This window comes from Lentzea atacamensis (assembly GCF_003269295.1).
Classification (GTDB): Bacteria; Actinomycetota; Actinomycetes; order Mycobacteriales; family Pseudonocardiaceae; genus Lentzea; species Lentzea atacamensis.
The window spans coordinates 243,999-259,640 of sequence record NZ_QLTT01000001.1; the positions used below are offsets into that span (position 1 = coordinate 243,999).

At 70.1% G+C, this 15,642-nt stretch carries 19 protein-coding genes and 1 pseudogene; 9 read left to right on the forward strand and 11 right to left on the reverse strand.

The genetic code is table 11. The features are described 5' to 3' along the window. Positions 1-48: 48 nt before the first annotated feature. Positions 49-1,224, reverse strand: coding sequence for a YncE family protein (locus tag C8D87_RS01300; RefSeq protein ID WP_112225221.1), 1,176 nt, complete (start codon positions 1,222-1,224; stop codon positions 49-51). A 271-nt stretch (positions 1,225-1,495) separates the two neighbouring features. On the opposite strand from C8D87_RS01300, the gene C8D87_RS01305 reads away from it, so the two are divergent. The 3 genes from C8D87_RS01305 to C8D87_RS01315 all read left to right on the forward strand — a co-directional run bounded on the left by C8D87_RS01305 (position 1,496) and on the right by C8D87_RS01315 (position 3,574). Continuing rightward, a complete protein-coding gene (locus C8D87_RS01305) occupies positions 1,496-2,251 on the forward strand; it encodes a thymidine kinase (RefSeq protein WP_112225222.1) in 756 nt (251 codons plus the stop codon). Positions 2,252-2,489: 238 nt separating this feature from the next. Next, a complete protein-coding gene (locus C8D87_RS01310; RefSeq protein WP_030466135.1) occupies positions 2,490-2,834 on the forward strand; it encodes an RNA polymerase-binding protein RbpA in 345 nt (114 codons plus the stop codon). Between the two features lie 554 nt (positions 2,835-3,388). Further along, positions 3,389-3,574 carry a hypothetical protein gene (locus tag C8D87_RS01315; protein ID WP_112225223.1) on the forward strand — a complete coding sequence of 62 codons (186 nt, stop codon included), beginning with the start codon at positions 3,389-3,391 and terminating at the stop codon, positions 3,572-3,574. Between the two features lie 14 nt (positions 3,575-3,588). On the opposite strand, the gene C8D87_RS01320 is transcribed toward C8D87_RS01315, so the two are convergent. Next, complete coding sequence (locus C8D87_RS01320) at positions 3,589-4,236, reverse strand: TVP38/TMEM64 family protein (protein ID WP_112225224.1); 648 nt, start codon at positions 4,234-4,236, stop codon at positions 3,589-3,591. A 30-nt stretch (positions 4,237-4,266) separates the two neighbouring features. Here C8D87_RS01320 and C8D87_RS01325 point away from each other — a divergent pair, with 30 nt between their 5' ends. From C8D87_RS01325 to C8D87_RS01335, 3 genes are all read left to right on the forward strand, one after another. Beyond that, positions 4,267-5,091 carry an aldo/keto reductase gene (locus C8D87_RS01325; RefSeq protein ID WP_112225225.1) on the forward strand — a complete coding sequence of 275 codons (825 nt, stop codon included), beginning with the start codon at positions 4,267-4,269 and terminating at the stop codon, positions 5,089-5,091. Between the two features lie 10 nt (positions 5,092-5,101). Continuing rightward, on the forward strand, positions 5,102-5,692 hold the full coding sequence (locus C8D87_RS01330; protein ID WP_112225226.1) for an SMI1/KNR4 family protein: 591 nt from the start codon (positions 5,102-5,104) through the stop codon (positions 5,690-5,692). 188 nt (positions 5,693-5,880) lie between these two features. Then, a complete protein-coding gene (locus C8D87_RS01335) occupies positions 5,881-6,306 on the forward strand; it encodes an MgtC/SapB family protein (RefSeq protein WP_109636909.1) in 426 nt (141 codons plus the stop codon). Here C8D87_RS01335 and C8D87_RS01340 read toward each other — a convergent pair. Continuing rightward, entirely contained in the window at positions 6,303-6,611 is a 309-nt protein-coding gene (locus C8D87_RS01340; RefSeq protein WP_112225227.1) for a DUF1540 domain-containing protein, read from the reverse strand. The two genes, C8D87_RS01335 and C8D87_RS01340, sit on opposite strands and share 4 nt — an antisense overlap. Positions 6,612-6,868: 257 nt before the next feature. Here C8D87_RS01340 and C8D87_RS01345 point away from each other — a divergent pair, with 257 nt between their 5' ends. Further along, a complete protein-coding gene (locus C8D87_RS01345; protein WP_112225228.1) occupies positions 6,869-7,630 on the forward strand; it encodes an alpha/beta fold hydrolase in 762 nt (253 codons plus the stop codon). On the opposite strand, the gene C8D87_RS01350 is transcribed toward C8D87_RS01345, so the two are convergent. The 3 genes from C8D87_RS01350 to C8D87_RS01360 are packed head-to-tail and all read right to left on the reverse strand — an operon-like array spanning position 7,614 to position 8,994. Beyond that, entirely contained in the window at positions 7,614-8,366 is a 753-nt protein-coding gene (locus C8D87_RS01350) for a class I SAM-dependent methyltransferase (protein WP_112225229.1), read from the reverse strand. The two genes, C8D87_RS01345 and C8D87_RS01350, sit on opposite strands and share 17 nt — an antisense overlap. 10 nt (positions 8,367-8,376) lie before the next feature. Beyond that, positions 8,377-8,583: a hypothetical protein gene (locus C8D87_RS01355; RefSeq protein WP_112225230.1), complete on the reverse strand. Its 207-nt coding sequence runs from the start codon at positions 8,581-8,583 to the stop codon at positions 8,377-8,379. A gap of 3 nt (positions 8,584-8,586) precedes the next feature. Then, positions 8,587-8,994 (reverse strand): hypothetical protein, encoded by a 408-nt coding sequence (locus C8D87_RS01360; RefSeq protein ID WP_146771596.1) that lies wholly within the window; start codon positions 8,992-8,994, stop codon positions 8,587-8,589. A gap of 220 nt (positions 8,995-9,214) precedes the next feature. On the opposite strand from C8D87_RS01360, the gene C8D87_RS01365 reads away from it, so the two are divergent. Continuing rightward, positions 9,215-9,799 (forward strand): NADPH-dependent F420 reductase, encoded by a 585-nt coding sequence (locus tag C8D87_RS01365; RefSeq protein WP_112225232.1) that lies wholly within the window; start codon positions 9,215-9,217, stop codon positions 9,797-9,799. Continuing rightward, a complete protein-coding gene (locus C8D87_RS01370; protein WP_112225233.1) occupies positions 9,796-10,818 on the forward strand; it encodes an LLM class flavin-dependent oxidoreductase in 1,023 nt (340 codons plus the stop codon). The genes C8D87_RS01365 and C8D87_RS01370 overlap by 4 nt, the downstream gene beginning before the upstream one ends. Positions 10,819-10,845: 27 nt before the next feature. On the opposite strand, the gene C8D87_RS01375 is transcribed toward C8D87_RS01370, so the two are convergent. The 5 genes and pseudogenes from C8D87_RS01375 to C8D87_RS01395 form a co-directional block, all read right to left on the reverse strand. Further along, positions 10,846-11,955, reverse strand: a complete 1,110-nt coding sequence (locus C8D87_RS01375) for a hypothetical protein (protein ID WP_112225234.1) — start codon at positions 11,953-11,955, stop codon at positions 10,846-10,848. 46 nt (positions 11,956-12,001) lie between these two features. Continuing rightward, entirely contained in the window at positions 12,002-12,541 is a 540-nt protein-coding gene (locus tag C8D87_RS01380; protein WP_112225235.1) for a hypothetical protein, read from the reverse strand. 16 nt (positions 12,542-12,557) lie between these two features. Then, positions 12,558-13,727, reverse strand: coding sequence for an ABC transporter permease (locus tag C8D87_RS01385; protein ID WP_112225236.1), 1,170 nt, complete (start codon positions 13,725-13,727; stop codon positions 12,558-12,560). Between the two features lie 158 nt (positions 13,728-13,885). Continuing rightward, positions 13,886-14,554: pseudogene (locus C8D87_RS01390) on the reverse strand (ABC transporter ATP-binding protein); the annotation flags it as partial. After that, on the reverse strand, positions 14,551-15,585 hold the full coding sequence (locus C8D87_RS01395; RefSeq protein ID WP_146771597.1) for an efflux RND transporter periplasmic adaptor subunit: 1,035 nt from the start codon (positions 15,583-15,585) through the stop codon (positions 14,551-14,553). The pseudogene C8D87_RS01390 and the gene C8D87_RS01395, both read right to left, overlap by 4 nt. Between the last annotated feature and the right edge of the window lie 57 nt (positions 15,586-15,642).

Below are 15,642 nucleotides of genomic sequence, written 5' to 3' on the forward strand. Positions count from 1 at the left end.
CGACGCGAGCTATATCGGCAACCGGAATGACCGAGGGCTGGTTTATTTTCAGGCAACACTGAAGCTATTGAGTACGCTGGTGGGGAGCCGTCCGAGGCGTTCACGCTGCGGGAAGTCGCCGACCGGCACCCGCGCCACCTCCCTGCCCGTCCGGTAGTCGACCACCGACACGGCGTCCAGGTTGGACAGCGTGACGAAGCAGTGGTTGCCGTCGACGCTCGTCAGAGACCAGTACGGCAACGCCCCCACCGGGTAGTGGACGTAGTGGTCGGCGGTGAGGCCCGGCCGCGAGACGATCGCGGTGTAGTCGTCGATCGTGCCGGCCATGCACAGCTTGTCCGCTCCCCCGTTGAGCGCCATGCCGTGGTGGGCGGAGTTCTGCGGGTACTCGTCCTCCTTGAGCCTGCGGCCCGCGTCGCTGAACGGCATCTCCACGGTCCTGGTGACGCGGCCGCTGACGAGGTCGAACTCCGCGAACCCGTTGAGGTAGGACAGCTGCAGGTAAACGGTCCTCTCGTCGGGCGTGATCACCGACGGCCGCACGCCGTACTCGAAGTCGTACGACCGCACCTGCTGCAGGGTCTGCGCGTCGACGACGGTGATCCGCTTGGCACCCTTGGCCCAGTTCATCCACTTCGGCAGCGCCGGGTTGCCGATGCTCATGTTGTAGATGCGCTGACCGTTCGGCGAGTACATGTTCTCGTGCGGATAGGCGCCGGTCGCGAACGAGCCGAGCACCCGGCCGTCGGCCACGTCGAGCACCTGGGCCTTCTCCGCGGTGATGGCCGAGATGACGTACTTGGTGCCGTCGGGCGACAACGTGGCGTGGTCGGCCTTGTAGCCGTCGAGTTGGGTGCGCCACTTCTGCTGCCGTGACGCGACGTCGAACGCCACGGCGTCACCGAGGTTGCCGCGCGAGACGACGAGCGTGCGGCCGTCCGGCGTGAGGTGGGCGTCGTCGACGAACTTGTCCCCCACCTGGCCGCGGATCGCCTCGTAGGCGGCGCGGCGGACCGGGTCCATCTCGTCGATGCGCTGCTGCTTGTCGGCGGCGACGTCCATCGTGCCGACGTTGGCGAAGGTGCGGCCGTCGAGGAATGTGACGGTGCCGGCCTGGGCGTTGCCGACGATCACGACGTCGCGCAGGGTGTCGGCCGCGCTCGCCGCGGGTGCGCTGGTGAGCCCCAGGCAGACGACAGCCAGCAGGAGACGTGCAGGGTTCATCGCCTCTGGTCCTTTCGGGTGCGTCGTTGGTACCTGACACCTGAAGGATTCTCACCTTTGGGTGATGATCGGGACCGCCATTCGCGCGATGCCGAGAATCAGTCAACACTGAAGTCATCAATGCCGCTGAGTCGAGACGATGTTTCGACAGGCGGCGCAGCGGCAACATCCAGCCAACGGATCTGCGGCTGACACGGAGGGACGCACGATGGGCAGGGATACGCCGTGGGGATTCCAGTTGATCAGGAGCCAGGCACTAGGGTGACCCGCCGTGGACGCCCTTCCCGATCCGACAGATGCCCTCTCCGCCGTACCTGTCGCGGGTTCCCGGCGCACGACGCCGGTGGTGGGGCACCTCAAGTTCTTCTTCGGCCCCATGGACTGCGGCAAGTCGACGCTCGCCCTGCAGATCGACCACAACAACTCGCGGCAGGGCCGGCGAGGACTTCTGCTGGTGCGGCACGACAGGTCGGGGCGCCCGCAGATCTCCAGCCGCATCGGCATCACGCGCGAAGCCGCGGAGATCCGCGACGACGATCTCCGCCAGCTCGTGCGCGCGGAGTGGGCCGAGGGCCGGCGGGTGGACTACCTGATCGTGGACGAGGCGCAGTTCCTCTCCCCCGAGCAGGTGGAACAACTGTCGGAGCTCGCGGACGACGTCCAGGTCGACGTCTACTGCTTCGGGCTCGCCACCGACTTCCGCGGCGAGATGTTCCCGGGATCGCGGCGGCTGTTCGAACTGGCCGACGAGCTGAAGGCCATTCAGGTCGAGGTGCTGTGCTGGTGCGGCGTGCCGGGACGGTTCAACGCGCGAGTGCGGGCCGGTCGGGTGATCCGGGCCGGGGACACCGTGCTGGTCGCGGACACGGTTTCGGACACGGAACAGCACCGATCGGGTACAGAGAGCAACGGTGTAACCGATACCACGGAAACTACTGTCCGTTATCAGGTGCTCTGTCGGCGTCACTTCCGGTTGGGCGACCTAGGCCCTGACGTCGCACAAAGTGGTCAGCTCCGACTGGCCTAGCCGGTTACACACGGCCGCCGCTAGGCCATTAGAGTGACGCATGAGCACAGTAGCTTGATAACGCGTCACGATCCTGTGGCGATCGCATCCATTAGTAGGAAGCCTTCGTTGACGAGTGAACGACGTCACTGTGGGCGACCATGAGAGCGAACCGGAAACAAACGGAGCAATCCGGGCGTTGCACACGGTGAGCAAGAAGCCTGGGCCCCGGCCCTGAGCCGAGCGAAAGGACACCGCCATGGCCGACCGCGTTTTGCGTGGCAGCCGGCTCGGAGCAGTCAGCTACGAGACCGACCGCAACCACGATCTCGCTCCGCGCCGGGCAGCGCGGTACGCCTGTCCGAAGGGACACGACTTCGAGGTCCCCTTCTCCGACGACGCCGAACTGCCGCCGACCTGGGAATGCCGTCTCCACGGCACCGAGTCGAAGATCATCGATGGCGTCGAGCCGGAGGTGAAGAAGGTCAAGCCGCCGCGCACGCACTGGGACATGCTCCTGGAGCGCCGGTCGATCCCCGAGCTCGAGGAGCTGCTCGACGAGCGCCTCGAAGAGCTGCGCGGACGCCGCACCCGCACGGCCTGACCCATCACAGACGCTTCAAGCCGTCCCGGTCTCCCGCCGGGGCGGCTTTTTGCGTGTCAGGACCCCTCACCGGCCGTAACGCCGCGTCGCCGGCTCTCGAACCTCGGGTTGTGACGTCGAGGCCGCTCAGGAACACCTGCGGCGGGCGATCGAGCGCCGTCCGGGGTTGCTCGCCGCCGACGGGCGGGACGAGGCGGTGGGCGTGGTCGCCCGTGCCATCCATGACGACGATCCCCTCGCCACGGCGTTGTGCGCGCTCGTCTGGGCGCGCGCCGGCGCGTGGGAGGCGGCGTCCAGCCACGCCCTGCTCGCCCTTCCCGTGCTGGAGCGCGATCCGGACCGGCTCTACGTCGTCCCGCGGTCGCTACGTCTGGCCGGCGACCCCAGCACGGCGCTGACCGTCGTCGAGGAGGCCTGCCAGACATGGCCGGCCAGCATCGACCTGGCCGTGCAGCACGGGGAAACCCTGTTCGCCGAGCACCGACCGGCCGAGACGAAGGCGGAGTACGTCAAGATCGCCAAACGGCTCCGCCGCGGGGTTCACCTCAGCCCCGATGGGATCAGCCTGCTCGGGTGGTGCCTGCGGCGCATCGGCCGAGTACCGCGAAGCCAGCGCGTTGTTCCTGCAGGCGCGGAGCACGGCGCCGATCGCCGACAGCCTGCGCCGCGACCAGGCCGCGCTCGACGACGTGCTGCATCGCACAAGCCAGAGTCTGCCGCTGACCCCGCACCACGAGTGATGGTTCGTGCGGGGTCAGGTCTCCTGCCGCGCCGGCTTGCCGCGCACCAGTTCCCTGCCCCACCACAGGCCGATGGCCGCGAGCACGGCCCAGACCGACAGCGCCACGATCGACCGAGGTGACCCCAGGTCGCTCAGGGCGTCACCGAGCACCGCGGCCAGCACGGTCGACGGCACCAGGCCCAGCGCCGTGCCGAGCGCGAAGTCCCGTGCGCGCACGGACGTGACGCCCGCGCCGTAGTTGGCCAGCGTGAACGGCAGGACCGGCAGCAGCCTGACCACGAGCGTCGCCTCGACACCCCGGCGCGCGAACACCTCCTCCAGGGTGTGCAGCCGCTCCCCCAGCCATCCCTTGACCGCGTTCCTGCCGAGCCCGCGGGCGATGCCGAACGCGATCATCGCGCCCGCGGTGAACCCGGCGATCGCGAGCACACTCCCCCACGCCACGCCGAACAGCAGTCCGGCCGCCGTGGCGAGCACGGGTTTCGGGAAGAACACCGCCGTGCCGAGCGCGCAGACGGCGACGAAGACCACCGGCGCCGCGTTCCCCGCGTCGTCCACGAGCTCACGCAGCCTCGCACCGTCGGGGATCTCGGCGAGATGGGCCAGCACGGCCAGCGCGGCGACGAGCAGGACGAGGAAGATGAGGCCCGCACGTCGCATCCGTCCAACGTACCCGGCAAGCTGGAGCGCATGACTGTCGCGCTGCCCTCTGGTGAGACCATCCCCGCACTCGGCATGGGCACGTGGATGATGGCCGAGAAGCCGTCCAGGCGCGCCGACGAGATCGCCGCGTTGCGTGCGGGCCTCGATCTCGGGCTGACGCTGGTCGACACCGCCGAGATGTACGGGAACGGGGAGTCAGAGGCACTCGTCGGCGAGGCCGTGCGGGGCCGCCGCGACGAGGTGTTCCTGGTGTCGAAGGTGCTGCCGTCCAACGCCTCCGCCAAAGGCACCGTGCGCGCGTGCGAGGACAGCCTGCGCCGCCTGGGCACCGACCGCCTCGACCTGTACCTGCTGCACTGGCGCGGCAGCGTGCCGCTCGCCAGGACCGTCGAGGCCTTCGCCGGGCTGGTCGCGGCGGGCAAGATCCGGTACTGGGGCGTCAGCAACTTCGACCTGGCCGACATGCGCGAGCTGACGGCGCTGCCGGGCTTCTGCCAGACCAACCAGATCCTCTACAACCTCTCGCGGCGCGGCCCCGAGCACGACCTGTTGCCGTGGCACGCCTCCGCCGGGATGCCGATCATGGCCTACTCCCCTGTCGAACAGGGCAGGTTGCTGAGCTCGCCGGTGCTGGCGGAGGTCGCGCGCCGCCACGACGCCACGCCCGCTCAGGTGGCCCTGGCGTGGGTGCTGCGGCTGCCGCACGTGAACGCGATCCCCAAGGCGGGCTCGGCCGAGCACGTCCGGGAGAACGCCGCGGCACTGTCGTTGCGACTGTCCTCAGAGGACTTGGCCGACCTGGACAGGGCCTTTCCCCCTCCGGACGGTCCCGAACCGCTCGCGATGCTCTAGATTTCGGCGGATGAGCTGGACTGGCATCGAGAGCTGGGCCCGCGAGAAGGCGCCGAAGCTGTACGCCGCCCTGCTGCCGCCCGCGTCGGAGGCGGACATCGCCGCAGCGGAAGAGACACTCGGGTTTCCGCTGCCCGCCGATCTCGTCACGTGGTGGCGCCAGTTCGGCGGCATCGCGGAAACCTACACCCACTGGCCGATCGTCCCGCCGCACTGGCAGCCGCACGGGCTTGACGACGCGCTCCGGCTGCGGACGCAGATGATCGAGGCCATCAGCGGGATCGCCTTCGCCACGCCGGACGAGGAGAAGGACTTCGAGGCGACGGCGCTGCGGGCACCGGCAGGGACGCCGTGCGTGGACCTGTGGCTGCCCGCGTGGCTGCCGGTGGCCGGGGACGGCGCCGGGTACGAGCTGTTCGTGGATCTGCGTGCCGGTGCGCGGCACGGCTGCGTGATGGAGTGGGGCAAGTACAGCGGCGCGGACGGCGAACCCGTGTGGCCCAACGTGACCGCGATGCTCGACGAGACCCTGCGCGCGCTCGGCGGCTCGCGTGAAGAACATCGCCTGGTGTTCGAGCACAACTACTTCTTCTGGGAGTGAGACGTCCGTCCCACTCTCACCGCGGCCTCACCGGCTGTTCGGTAACGTGAGCCGGTCTTGCCGGCCGGACACGAGGAAGCGAGGTGAGCGACACATGCCAGGCGACAGTAGCCCGCGCGAGTCCTCTCACCTCGTGCACGCTTGAGTTCTGGCGTGTGACGCACACCCCTGACAAGGGGAGTCACACGATGCACGTCTTCGACATGACGCTGCGGATTGCCGAGAGCATGGGCCTCGGCGCGTTGATCGGTTTCGAGCGGCAGTACCGCTCGCGCATGGCGGGCCTGCGCACCAACGCCCTCGTGGCGGTAGGGGCCGCGCTGTTCGTGCTGCTGTCCGCACAGGGTTTCGACGGCCAGGGCGACCCCACGCGGGTCGCCGCACAGGTCGTGTCCGGCATCGGGTTCCTGGGCGCGGGCGTGATCCTGCGCGACGGGTTGTCGGTGCGCGGGCTGAACACCGCGGCCACGCTGTGGTGCGCGGCCGCGGTGGGCTCACTGGCGGGTGCCGGGCTGCACGTCGTGGCGGCGGCCGGCACCGTCGCGATCATCGCGGTCAACGTCGGCCTGCGGGAGCTCGGCCGCGCCGTGGACCGGAAGGACGACGAGGCCTAGCGGGGCTGGTAGGTGAGGCAGTTCGCGTGGTGGCCGCCCTGGCCGGGGCCGACGCGCACGCTCTGCGCCGTGCACTCGAGCGAGGAGTTGTGCACGCAGTCCGTGCGAGAGCAGGCACCCACCTGCGCCACGACCTTCTCCAGACCGCCCTTGGTGCTCAGCGGGATGAAGGTGCCGCAGTCCGCCTCGCCGTTGTCGCCGCGCACGGTGATCGCGAAGGCGTGACAGCCGTCGTGGTTGTACGAGCAGTCGCTCACGGTGCAATCGTGGACGGCGGGCATCGCCGGGTTCTCGAGAGTGGTCATGTCCGCTCCTGCCGTGGTGGGAAAGGTTCGGTGAATCGGACGATGCCACCACGGCAGAAGGCCCGCAATTCGAAATGAATTAGGCGAGCCTATCCTTTCGTGAATCCGGAAATGTCATTCTGGCCATCGCGTGCGTCCACGCCGCACAGCGACGGTTCCGGGTGTGGGGGCGATCATCAACAGCGCCTCCGCGCATGGGGGAGCTGCCGTGTCGGCGGCAATGATCCACTGTGCGAGACACGAGGTGTTGCGTGGCGATGATCACGACAGGCGACGGGCAGCTGGTGTCCTATGTGGACGACGGCGGTGACGGTCCCGCGGTCGTGTTGCTGCACAGCTTTCTGATGGACGTCACGATGTGGGCGCCGCAGGTCGAGGCGTTCGGGCGGGACTACCGGCTGATCCCGATCGACGAACGCGGCCACGGTGGGACGCCGGCGACCGGGCCGTTCGACCACTGGGACGTGGCCGGGGACGCGCTCGCGGTGCTCGACGCGCTGGGTATCGGCGACGCGGCTGTCGTCGGGACGAGCCAGGGCGGGTTCATCGCGATCAGAATGGCGTTGCCGGCACCGGAACGGATCACCGCGCTGGCGGTGCTGGGCACGTCCGGTGAACCGGAGGACGAGCAGATCGCCGCCACGTACGACCTGCTCACCGAGGTGTGGATCGCACAGGGACCGGACACGGTGGTCGAGGCGACGGCCAAGATCTGCCTGGGCGACCACGACCCTTCGGAGTGGACGCCGAAGTGGAGCGCCGTCGAGCCCGACCGGCTGCGGTTGATCTCGAACGCCCTGGTCAGCCGCGACGGCATTCTGGACCGCGCCGGGGAGATCACCGCGCCCGTGCTCGTGCTGCACGACACGGCCGATCTCGCCTGTCCCGTCGCGAAGGCCGAGGCGCTGCCCAAGGCCGAGCCGCTCGTCACGATCGAGGGTGGCGCGCACTTCCTGAGCCTCACCCACGCCGCCGACGTGAACCCGCACCTGGAGCGGTTCCTCAGCGCACGCCTCTGACGGCCCACGCCCTGGCCGTGAGCTCGATGGGGCCCTGCTGAGGGAGACGGGAGCGGAGCAGTTCGCGGATCTCCGCGCGCTGCTCCGCGGGCAGGGTCGCGGCGTAGGCGGGTGCCGCACCGGTGCCGCCCTCGAACGGTTCCCAGAAGTCGGCGAAGTCGCGGAACACGGTGGGCACCACGATGCCGGTCACCTCGACGTCCTTCAGCCCGGCGCCGGTCCACAACGCGCGCAACGGGTCGGGGTCGCTCACGTCGGCGAAGCGCAGGCCCTCGTCCTGGGACTCGGCGCCGGGGTCCACGTCCTTCGCGGCGTCCCAGAACAGGCGCATCATCTGCATGCCGCTGCGGTAGTCCCACAGGTACGACCCCACGTACGGGGCCACCCGCGCGAACTCCGCCACGGCACGGGCGACGTCGGGCACGAAGGTGAGCACGAGCCCGCTCACCACCACGTCGGCGGTGCGGTCGCCCAGGTCGACCGCGGTGCCGACCTCGAACTCCGCGCCCGGCACGCGTTGCCTGGCGAGGGCCAGGAACGCCGCGGACGGGTCGACGCCGACGACCGCCGCCGGGTGCGCCTCGGCCAGCACGGTCTCGGTCAGCGCGCCGGTGCCGCAGCCGACGTCGAGCCATGTCCGGCCGGGCGGAACGTCCAGCCAGCGCAGGAACTCCGCCGCGACCGGCCGGCTCCACCTGCCCACGTAGCGTTCGTACGCGTCACCACCGTCCCACATGGGCTGAAAGCTAGCGCAGCGGACGGAAACCCGCCCGGATCTCCGCGGAGAAGAGCCGCGGCTGTTCCCACGCCGCGAAGTGCCCGCCCGCCTCGGCCCGGTTGTAGTGGATCAGGTTCGGATACGCCCTCTGCGCCCAGCTGCGTGGCGCCTGGTAGACCTCCTCGGGGAACACGCTGACCGCGACCGGCAGCGTGACGCCCTTGGCGGCGATCACCGACTACTTGCTCTCCCAGGACAGGCGGGCCGAGGAGATCGCGGTGCCGGTCAGCCAGTACAGCGAGATGTTCTCGACGACGTCCTGGCGGGTCAGGCCTTCTCTCCCGCCGTCGAACGCCCTGGCGATCAGCGCGAGGCTGGCCAGGTTGTGGTCGATCATGAACGACGCCAGCCCGACCGGGGAGTCCGCGAACGCGCTCAGCGTCTGCGGGCGCAGGCCCATCATCCGCGCATAAGCCTGTCCCTTGCTGTACCGGAAGAGCACGTCCTGCCACGCCTTGAGCTCGTCTCCCCGCAGGCCGGGAGGCTGTGGCCCACCGGCGCGGGCGGCGTTGTCGACGTCGACGGGGACTGCGCCGGGCAGGTTCGTGTGCACGCCGAGCAACCCGGCGGGCCTCCGCAGCGCCATCAGGTCCACGATCAACGCGCCCCAGTCGCCGCCCTGCGCCGACGTACCGGTCGTAGCCGAGGCGGTTCATCAGCTCGATCCACGTGCGGGCGATGCGGTCCGGGCCCCGCCCGGTCGCCGTGGCCTTGCCGGAGAAGGCGGCCGGGTACGTCATCCGGGAATAACCGGGGTACAGTCCGGTTAAAGAGGATGACACGTCAACTAGCCAGGTGGGTGTGCTGTGCGGATCGCTGTTCTCGGTGCGGGCCACGTCGGTCCCGTCCTCGCGCGCCTCGCTCTCGCGGCGGGCTACCCGGTTGCCGTCGCGGGCTCGGGTGATCCGGCGCGGATCGCGATGATCACCGAGTTCCTGGCGCCGGGTGCCGTCGCGCTGGCGGCCGCCGACGCCGTCGCCGACGCGGACCTGGTGGTGCTGGCGATCCCGTGGCACCGGTTCGGGACGCTCGAACCGGGGATGTTCGCGGGCAAGGTCGTCATCGACGCGATGAACCACTGGCCGCCCGCTGCCGAGCCGTTGGGAACGAGCGAGGAGGTGGCCGCGCGGCTCGTCGGCGCGCACGTCGTCAAAACGCTCAACCACGTCGCCTACCAGGACATGGAACCGCCGGACGGCCGCGCCATCGGCCTGGCCGGTGACTCACCCGCGGCGCTGGACGCCGTGTCGGAGTTCCTGTCCCGCATCGGTTTCGAACCCGTGCCGGTGGGTCCGCTGACCGCAGGCCGCCTGCTGGAACCCGGCAGCCCGGTGTTCGGCGTCGACGCCGGTCGCCCCGATTTCGAGAAGCTCGCCAAGGAGATGTCATGACCACCACGTTCGGGCTCGACACGTTCGGCGACGTCACCCACGACGCCGAGGGCAGGCCGCTGACGCACGCCCAGACCATCCGCAACCTCGTCGAGCAGGGTGTGCTCGCCGACCAGGTGGGCCTCGACTTCTTCGGCATCGGCGAGCACCACACGCCGGACATGCCGCTGTCGGCGGCCGACGTGGTGCTGGCCGCGATCGCCGCCAGGACGTCGCGCATTCACCTGGGTTCCGCCGTGACGGTGCTCAGCTCGGACGACCCGGTGCGCGTGTTCCAGCGCTTCTCGACGCTGAACGCGGTGTCGGACGGCCGCGCGGAGATCATCCTGGGCCGCGGGTCCAGTGTGGACTCGTTCCCGCTGTTCGGCTACGACCTCGCCGACTACGAGGACCTGTTCGAGGAGAAGACGCATCTCTTCGCGGAGATCCTCAAGGGCGGCCCGGTGACGTGGCAGGGCAAGACCCGCGCGTCGCTGCACGAGCAGGACGTCGTCCCGTTCACCGAGCCGTTCCCGACGTGGATCGGCGTGGGTGGCAGCCCGCAGTCCGTGGTGCGCGCGGCGTCATACGGCTTCTCGCTGATGCTCGCGATCATCGGCGGCCACCCCAGCCGCTTCGCCCCGTTCTCCGAGCTGTACCTGCACGCGCTGGAAAAGTTCGGCCACGCGCCGCTGCCGATCGGCATCCACTCCCCCGGCCACGTCGCGCCGACCGACGAACAGGCTCAGGAGGAGTTCTGGCCGCACTACCTCGACGTGATCAGCCGGCTCGGCAGGACGCGCGGGTTCGCCACGCCGACCCCCGCGTCGTACGCGCACGAGGTGGGGCCGCACGGCGCGCTGTTCGTGGGGTCGCCGGAGACGGTCGCGGAGAAGATGGCCAGGACGATGAAGACGTTGCGCGCCAGCCGGTTCCATCTGAAGTACGGGATCGGCGGGTTGTCGCACGAGTCGTTGACGCGGACGATCGAGCTGTACGGGACCGAGGTCGTGCCGCGGGTGCGGGAGCTGCTCGGCTGATCAGCTGCTGCAGCTCCTCGCGGCGGATCACCTCGGCCGGAACCGGTGGCGCGCCGTTTTCTCGTCCAGTTCGGAGACGAACCACGACTGCTCACCCGGCAGGCGGGTGAGCACGTCGGACCGCTCCCAGCCCTGGTCGCTCGCGGACTCCTCGGTGGTGCCGGTGAGCCGGAGCAGTGCGACGAGTCCTCTGCCCCGGCAGCGGACCTCCAGGTAGCGGTGGTGGCCGGCGGCGAGCCTGTCCGTGACCACAGTCAGGTCCGCCTCACCGAGCGGCAGCACCGTGCGTTCACCCGCCGGCCGCGCCGTCGGCAACCACTCCCCCGGCCGCAGGAAGGTCTCCCGCTTCTGCGGCCACGACCGCACCGTGGAGCGGATCACCGAGTAGGCGTTGCGCACGTCCACTGCGTCCTCGACGTTGTGAAAGAGCGCGAAGTACTGGTGGTCGCCGACCGGCTCGGCCCGCCGCTTCGCGTTCCTGAGGTGAATCAGCGCCGTCAGCTGCTCCGCCTCGTGATCGTGCAGCCGCACGGCGAACTCGTGGTCTGAGGCCGGCTCCGGCACGACCGCGCAGGCAGAGTCGAGGTCCAGCACGTCGGTCTGTTCGCGGAAGACCGCGTAGCCGCCGGTCAAACCCGCCTCGTCGCGCCACCGCTGCTCGATCCGCGCCATGGTCTCGGTGGCCACGGCCGGTTCCGTTTCCTCCGCGCGCCACGTCGGTTCGTCCGGCAGGCGGTCGAGCAGATCGGTCTCCTCCAGCCCTCGGTACGCGTACCGCGAGATCTGCTGCGGCCGCACCCGCGACTCCGGATTCTTCGCGGTCAGGACCACGGCGAACGGCGTGCCGTCGGCGGAGACGACGTGGTGGCGCCACCGAGCTGCCATGCTCGCGTCGATCATGTGCTTGAGCTGGACCGCCTCGGCTTCACCGATCTCGAGGTAGTCGTCGGTCCAGTCTCTGCCGCTGTTGAGCCGGTACAGCTTGTCCGTGTGCACCCACGTGTTGTGACCCACATACTCTTCCTCGCGGTGGCCCGCCGGCCGCCGCACAAGCATCGCGGCCTGTTCCAACGCTCTGCTGTCGCCCTTGAAGACCGCGTAGTACCTGTGGTCGGCCAGTTCCCGCTCGAAATCCATGAGATCGCCCCCCAGCTGATCCGTTGGACCGAGTCTAGGCCCCGCCTCACTTCTTCGAGGACGCGATCTCGCACTCCTTGACGTGCTCCAGGCCGAGCGAGATCGACGCCGCGTCGTTGTTCGGACCGCCGAACGCGTAGCCGACCTGGTTGCCGCCCGGCTCGTTGTGCACCTCGACGTAGCGGACACCCTTGCCGCGCAGGCACTGCACGACGCGATTGGCGAAGTCGACGGCCTCCGGGTTGTTCACGTCCTTCTCCCACGGTGGCAGCGGGAACTTCGGCTCGCACACCTTCAGCGCCTTGTCGACCTCCTCCTTGGAGGGCTCCGGCCGGCCGCTGCCCACCGGGGAACGGCCCTTCTTGTCCACGCCGTGCTCCTTCATGCACTGCACGTACGGCGCGCTCAGAGCCTCGTAGTCCTCCGGGGTCATGTCGAGGCGTTCGCGTGGGCGTTGCTCCTGGGTTGCCGAGGTCGGTGCCGCGCTGCTGCCCGGCGTCGAGATGGACGCGACCTGCGGTTGGGCCGGCTGGGATCCGCAGGCGGTCAGGGTCAGCAAGAGCAGGGCCAGGGAGGCCTTCTTCATCGGGGATTTCCTTTCGTCACGCGGAGAGCGCCCGGGTCGGGGTGAGCCTCGCGGCGCGGATGGAGGGGTAGAGGCCGGCGGCGGCGCCCACGACGAACGCGGCGAGCACGCCGGAAACCAGGACGGGCAACGGAATTACCAGCGGCCAGCGGTGCAGGGCGGCGTACCCGGCGACACCGGCCGCGCCGAGCACGGTGCCCGCGAGACCTCCCAGCCCGGAGAGCAGGACCGCCTCGGTGAGGAACTGGGCGCGGATGTGGCCGCGGGTGGCGCCGAGGGCTCGTCTGAGGCCGATCTCGCTGCGGCGTTCGAGGACGGAGATCACCATCGTGTTGGCCACGCCGACGCCGCCGACCAGCAACGCGACGCCCGCGAGGCCGAGGAACAGCGCGCTGTAGGAGTTCTGGGTGGCGCGTTTGGCGGCCAGGGCGTCGGACGGGCGGCTCACCTGCACCAGGCCGGGGATCTCGCCGTAGAGCGTGGCGGGCAGGACGGCGCGGACGTCCTCGATGGACTCCTCGTGGGCCTTCACGTACACGACGGTCGGGTGGCCGTCGAAGCCGAGCGAGGTCCGGGCGGCCTCCCAGCCGACGAGGACGGAGCGTTCGATGTCCGGGGCGAGCGGCATCGGGTCGAGCACGCCGACGACGGTGAACCAGCGGTCCCCCACGAACACCGCGGGCTGCTCACCGACGTCCTGGATGCCGAGCCTGGCCGCGGCGACGTGACCGAGCACCACCGCCGGGAAGTCCGGGCGCGGCAGGAACTCACCGCTCTGGACGCGGCCGTTGACGGCTTCCAGCAAGTTCGGGGTGGTGGCCAGGACGGTGATGTCCGAGCTGTGGCCGGGGTCGAGCAGGTCGTTGCGGCGGACCCGGACGTGCGTGTTCGCGACCGCCGCGGCGGCGGTCACCGGGGCGATGCGGCGGACCATCGCGACGGAGGCTTCGGGGAGGAGCACCGGGTCTTCCTGGCGCGGGGCGGGTTGGGCGCGCAGGAGGTTCGTGCCCAGCGCGGTCAGTTCGTCGAGCAGTGCCTGCTGGCTGGAGGCGGGGATGCCGGTGACCACGACGACGGTGGCGATGCCCAGTGCGATGCCCAGGGCGGACAGGGCGGCCCGCAGCCTGCGGGTGCGGATGCCCAGGGAGCCCAGGGAGAGGAGGTCGGCGGGTGAGAGGCGGGTCATCGCTCGCTCCCGGTGGTGAGGCGCGGGAACCGGATGGTTGCGGGGTCGGCGGAGGTCCCGGCGGCTCGCGCACCGGCACCGTGGGCGCCACCCGTGTCGGCGGAGGTCCCGGCGGCACGTGGCTCGACCTGCCCGGCGCCACCCGTGTCGGCGACCGCACCCGTGTCCGCGACGATCCGCCCATCCCGCAGTTCCACGCGACGTGGCAACGAAGCGGCGATGTCCCGATCGTGCGTGATCAGCGCGATCGTCGTCCCCTGCCCGTTCAACTCCTTCAGCAGCTCCAGCACGGCCTGGCCGTTGGCGGTGTCGAGGGCACCGGTCGGTTCGTCGGCCAGCACCAGGGCCGGTTGGTTCACCACGGCGCGGGCGATGGCGACGCGCTGCCGCTCCCCTCCCGAGAGCTGGTGCGGCCGGTGGTCGGTGCGATGACCGAGCCCGACCCGTTCCAACGCCTCCACGGCCAGCGAGCGACGGTCCTTGCGCCGCACACCGGCGTACAGCAGCCCGGTGGCGACGTTCTCCACGGCGGTCAACGCGTCGGACAGGTGGAACTGCTGGAACACGAAACCCAGGCGGCTCCCCCGCAGCGCGGACAGGCGGCGGTCCGACAGCGACGAGACGTCCTGGCCGTCGATCTCCACCGTGCCCGACGACGGCAGGTCCAGGGTGCCGACCAGGTGCAGCAGGGTGGACTTGCCGGAACCGGACGGGCCGACGATCGCGACCAGCTCCCCCGCGCCGATCCGCAGGGAGACGTCGAAGAGGGCGGTGACGCCGCCGGGGTAGTGCTTGCTCACCGAGCGCAGCGCGAGCACCGGGGTCATTGAGCGGTCACCACTTCGAGGCCGTCGGTGATGCCGTCGCCGGAGATCTCCACCTTGTCCTGCGAGTACAGGCCGGTCTGCACGGCCTTCAGGGCACCGCCCGGCAGCTGCACCGCGTAGCCGCCCTCCTTCAACGCGACGAGTGCGGTCAGCGGCACGGTCAGCACGCCCGTCCGGCTCTCGGTCGTGATCTTCAGGCGGACGGGTGCGGTGTCGAGGTCGGCGACGTCGGCCGGGTTGTCCGGGGTGACCAGGACGTCGACCTTCTGGCCGCCGTTGTTCTCCTGGGCGGGTGCGGTGGTGACCGAGGTGACCTTGCCGGGGATCTCGCGGGAGTCCGGGCGCACGATGACCACCGGCATGTCGGCCTTGACCGCGCCCGCCTCTGACACGGGCACCTGCATGGTGACCAGGCGCGTGGTCGGCGTGAGCTCGAACAGTTCCTCGGTCGCCGGGGCGCCTGGCTGGGCCTTCACCGTCGCCACGCGCATCGGGCGGTCGAGCACGAGGACGCGGCCGGGTTGCAGCACGCCGGTCTGCTCGACGCCGAGGGTTCTCTGCCACTTCTTCAGCGCCTCGACGACCCTCGGGGTGAGCTCGGCCTTCGTGGCGTCGCGCGGACGGGTGCCGACCTGGTGGCCCAGCGCGGCGAGGTTGTCCATCAGGACGGCGACGTCGGAGCCTTTGACGCCGGGTGTGTCCAGGGCGCGGAACAGCGGGGTGGCACCGAAGAACACGACCACCGGCTGGTCGTCCACCCGGTAGAGCTCCTTGCCCAGCTCGGTGACCTGTCCGGCGGCCGGCAGCTTCGTGACGGTGCCGGCGCTTCCCTTGACCGGCCTGGCCGCGCCGAAGCCGAGGTTGGCCTGCAGCGCGCGGGTGTTCGCCAGGTCGCCCTTCTGCACGGTCGTGGTCCTGACCGCCGGTGGTGGCGCCGCGGCGGGCTCGTCGGGTCTGCCGCGCACCACCAGCAGCACGGCGGTGGTGACGACCACGACGAGCACCGCGGCTGCGATGACTGTCTTGCGCATGCCGTGGATCTTGATCAGCACTTGTGAGGATCCTGTGACGAACCGGTGACCGCCCCG

Excerpts from the sequence above, each read along its gene's own strand:
- C8D87_RS01360 (WP_146771596.1), bottom strand. The coding sequence starts at position 8,994 with ATGGCGCTGCGGAGGCCCGCCGGGTTGCTCGGCGTGCACACGAACCTG.
- C8D87_RS01330 (WP_112225226.1), top strand. The coding sequence starts at position 5,102 with ATGAGCTGGACTGGCATCGAGAGCTGGGCCCGCGAGAAGGCGCCGAAG.
- C8D87_RS01385 (WP_112225236.1), bottom strand. The coding sequence starts at position 13,727 with ATGACCCGCCTCTCACCCGCCGACCTCCTCTCCCTGGGCTCCCTGGGC.
- C8D87_RS01395 (WP_146771597.1), bottom strand. The coding sequence starts at position 15,585 with ATGCGCAAGACAGTCATCGCAGCCGCGGTGCTCGTCGTGGTCGTCACC.
- C8D87_RS01300 (WP_112225221.1), bottom strand. The coding sequence starts at position 1,224 with ATGAACCCTGCACGTCTCCTGCTGGCTGTCGTCTGCCTGGGGCTCACC.
- C8D87_RS01325 (WP_112225225.1), top strand. The coding sequence starts at position 4,267 with ATGACTGTCGCGCTGCCCTCTGGTGAGACCATCCCCGCACTCGGCATG.
- C8D87_RS01380 (WP_112225235.1), bottom strand. The coding sequence starts at position 12,541 with ATGAAGAAGGCCTCCCTGGCCCTGCTCTTGCTGACCCTGACCGCCTGC.
- C8D87_RS01370 (WP_112225233.1), top strand. The coding sequence starts at position 9,796 with ATGACCACCACGTTCGGGCTCGACACGTTCGGCGACGTCACCCACGAC.
- C8D87_RS01320 (WP_112225224.1), bottom strand. The coding sequence starts at position 4,236 with ATGCGACGTGCGGGCCTCATCTTCCTCGTCCTGCTCGTCGCCGCGCTG.
- C8D87_RS01310 (WP_030466135.1), top strand. The coding sequence starts at position 2,490 with ATGGCCGACCGCGTTTTGCGTGGCAGCCGGCTCGGAGCAGTCAGCTAC.
- C8D87_RS01345 (WP_112225228.1), top strand. The coding sequence starts at position 6,869 with ATGATCACGACAGGCGACGGGCAGCTGGTGTCCTATGTGGACGACGGC.
- C8D87_RS01375 (WP_112225234.1), bottom strand. The coding sequence starts at position 11,955 with ATGGATTTCGAGCGGGAACTGGCCGACCACAGGTACTACGCGGTCTTC.
- C8D87_RS01340 (WP_112225227.1), bottom strand. The coding sequence starts at position 6,611 with ATGACCACTCTCGAGAACCCGGCGATGCCCGCCGTCCACGATTGCACC.
- C8D87_RS01350 (WP_112225229.1), bottom strand. The coding sequence starts at position 8,366 with ATGTGGGACGGTGGTGACGCGTACGAACGCTACGTGGGCAGGTGGAGC.
- C8D87_RS01335 (WP_109636909.1), top strand. The coding sequence starts at position 5,881 with ATGCACGTCTTCGACATGACGCTGCGGATTGCCGAGAGCATGGGCCTC.
- C8D87_RS01315 (WP_112225223.1), top strand. The coding sequence starts at position 3,389 with ATGGGATCAGCCTGCTCGGGTGGTGCCTGCGGCGCATCGGCCGAGTAC.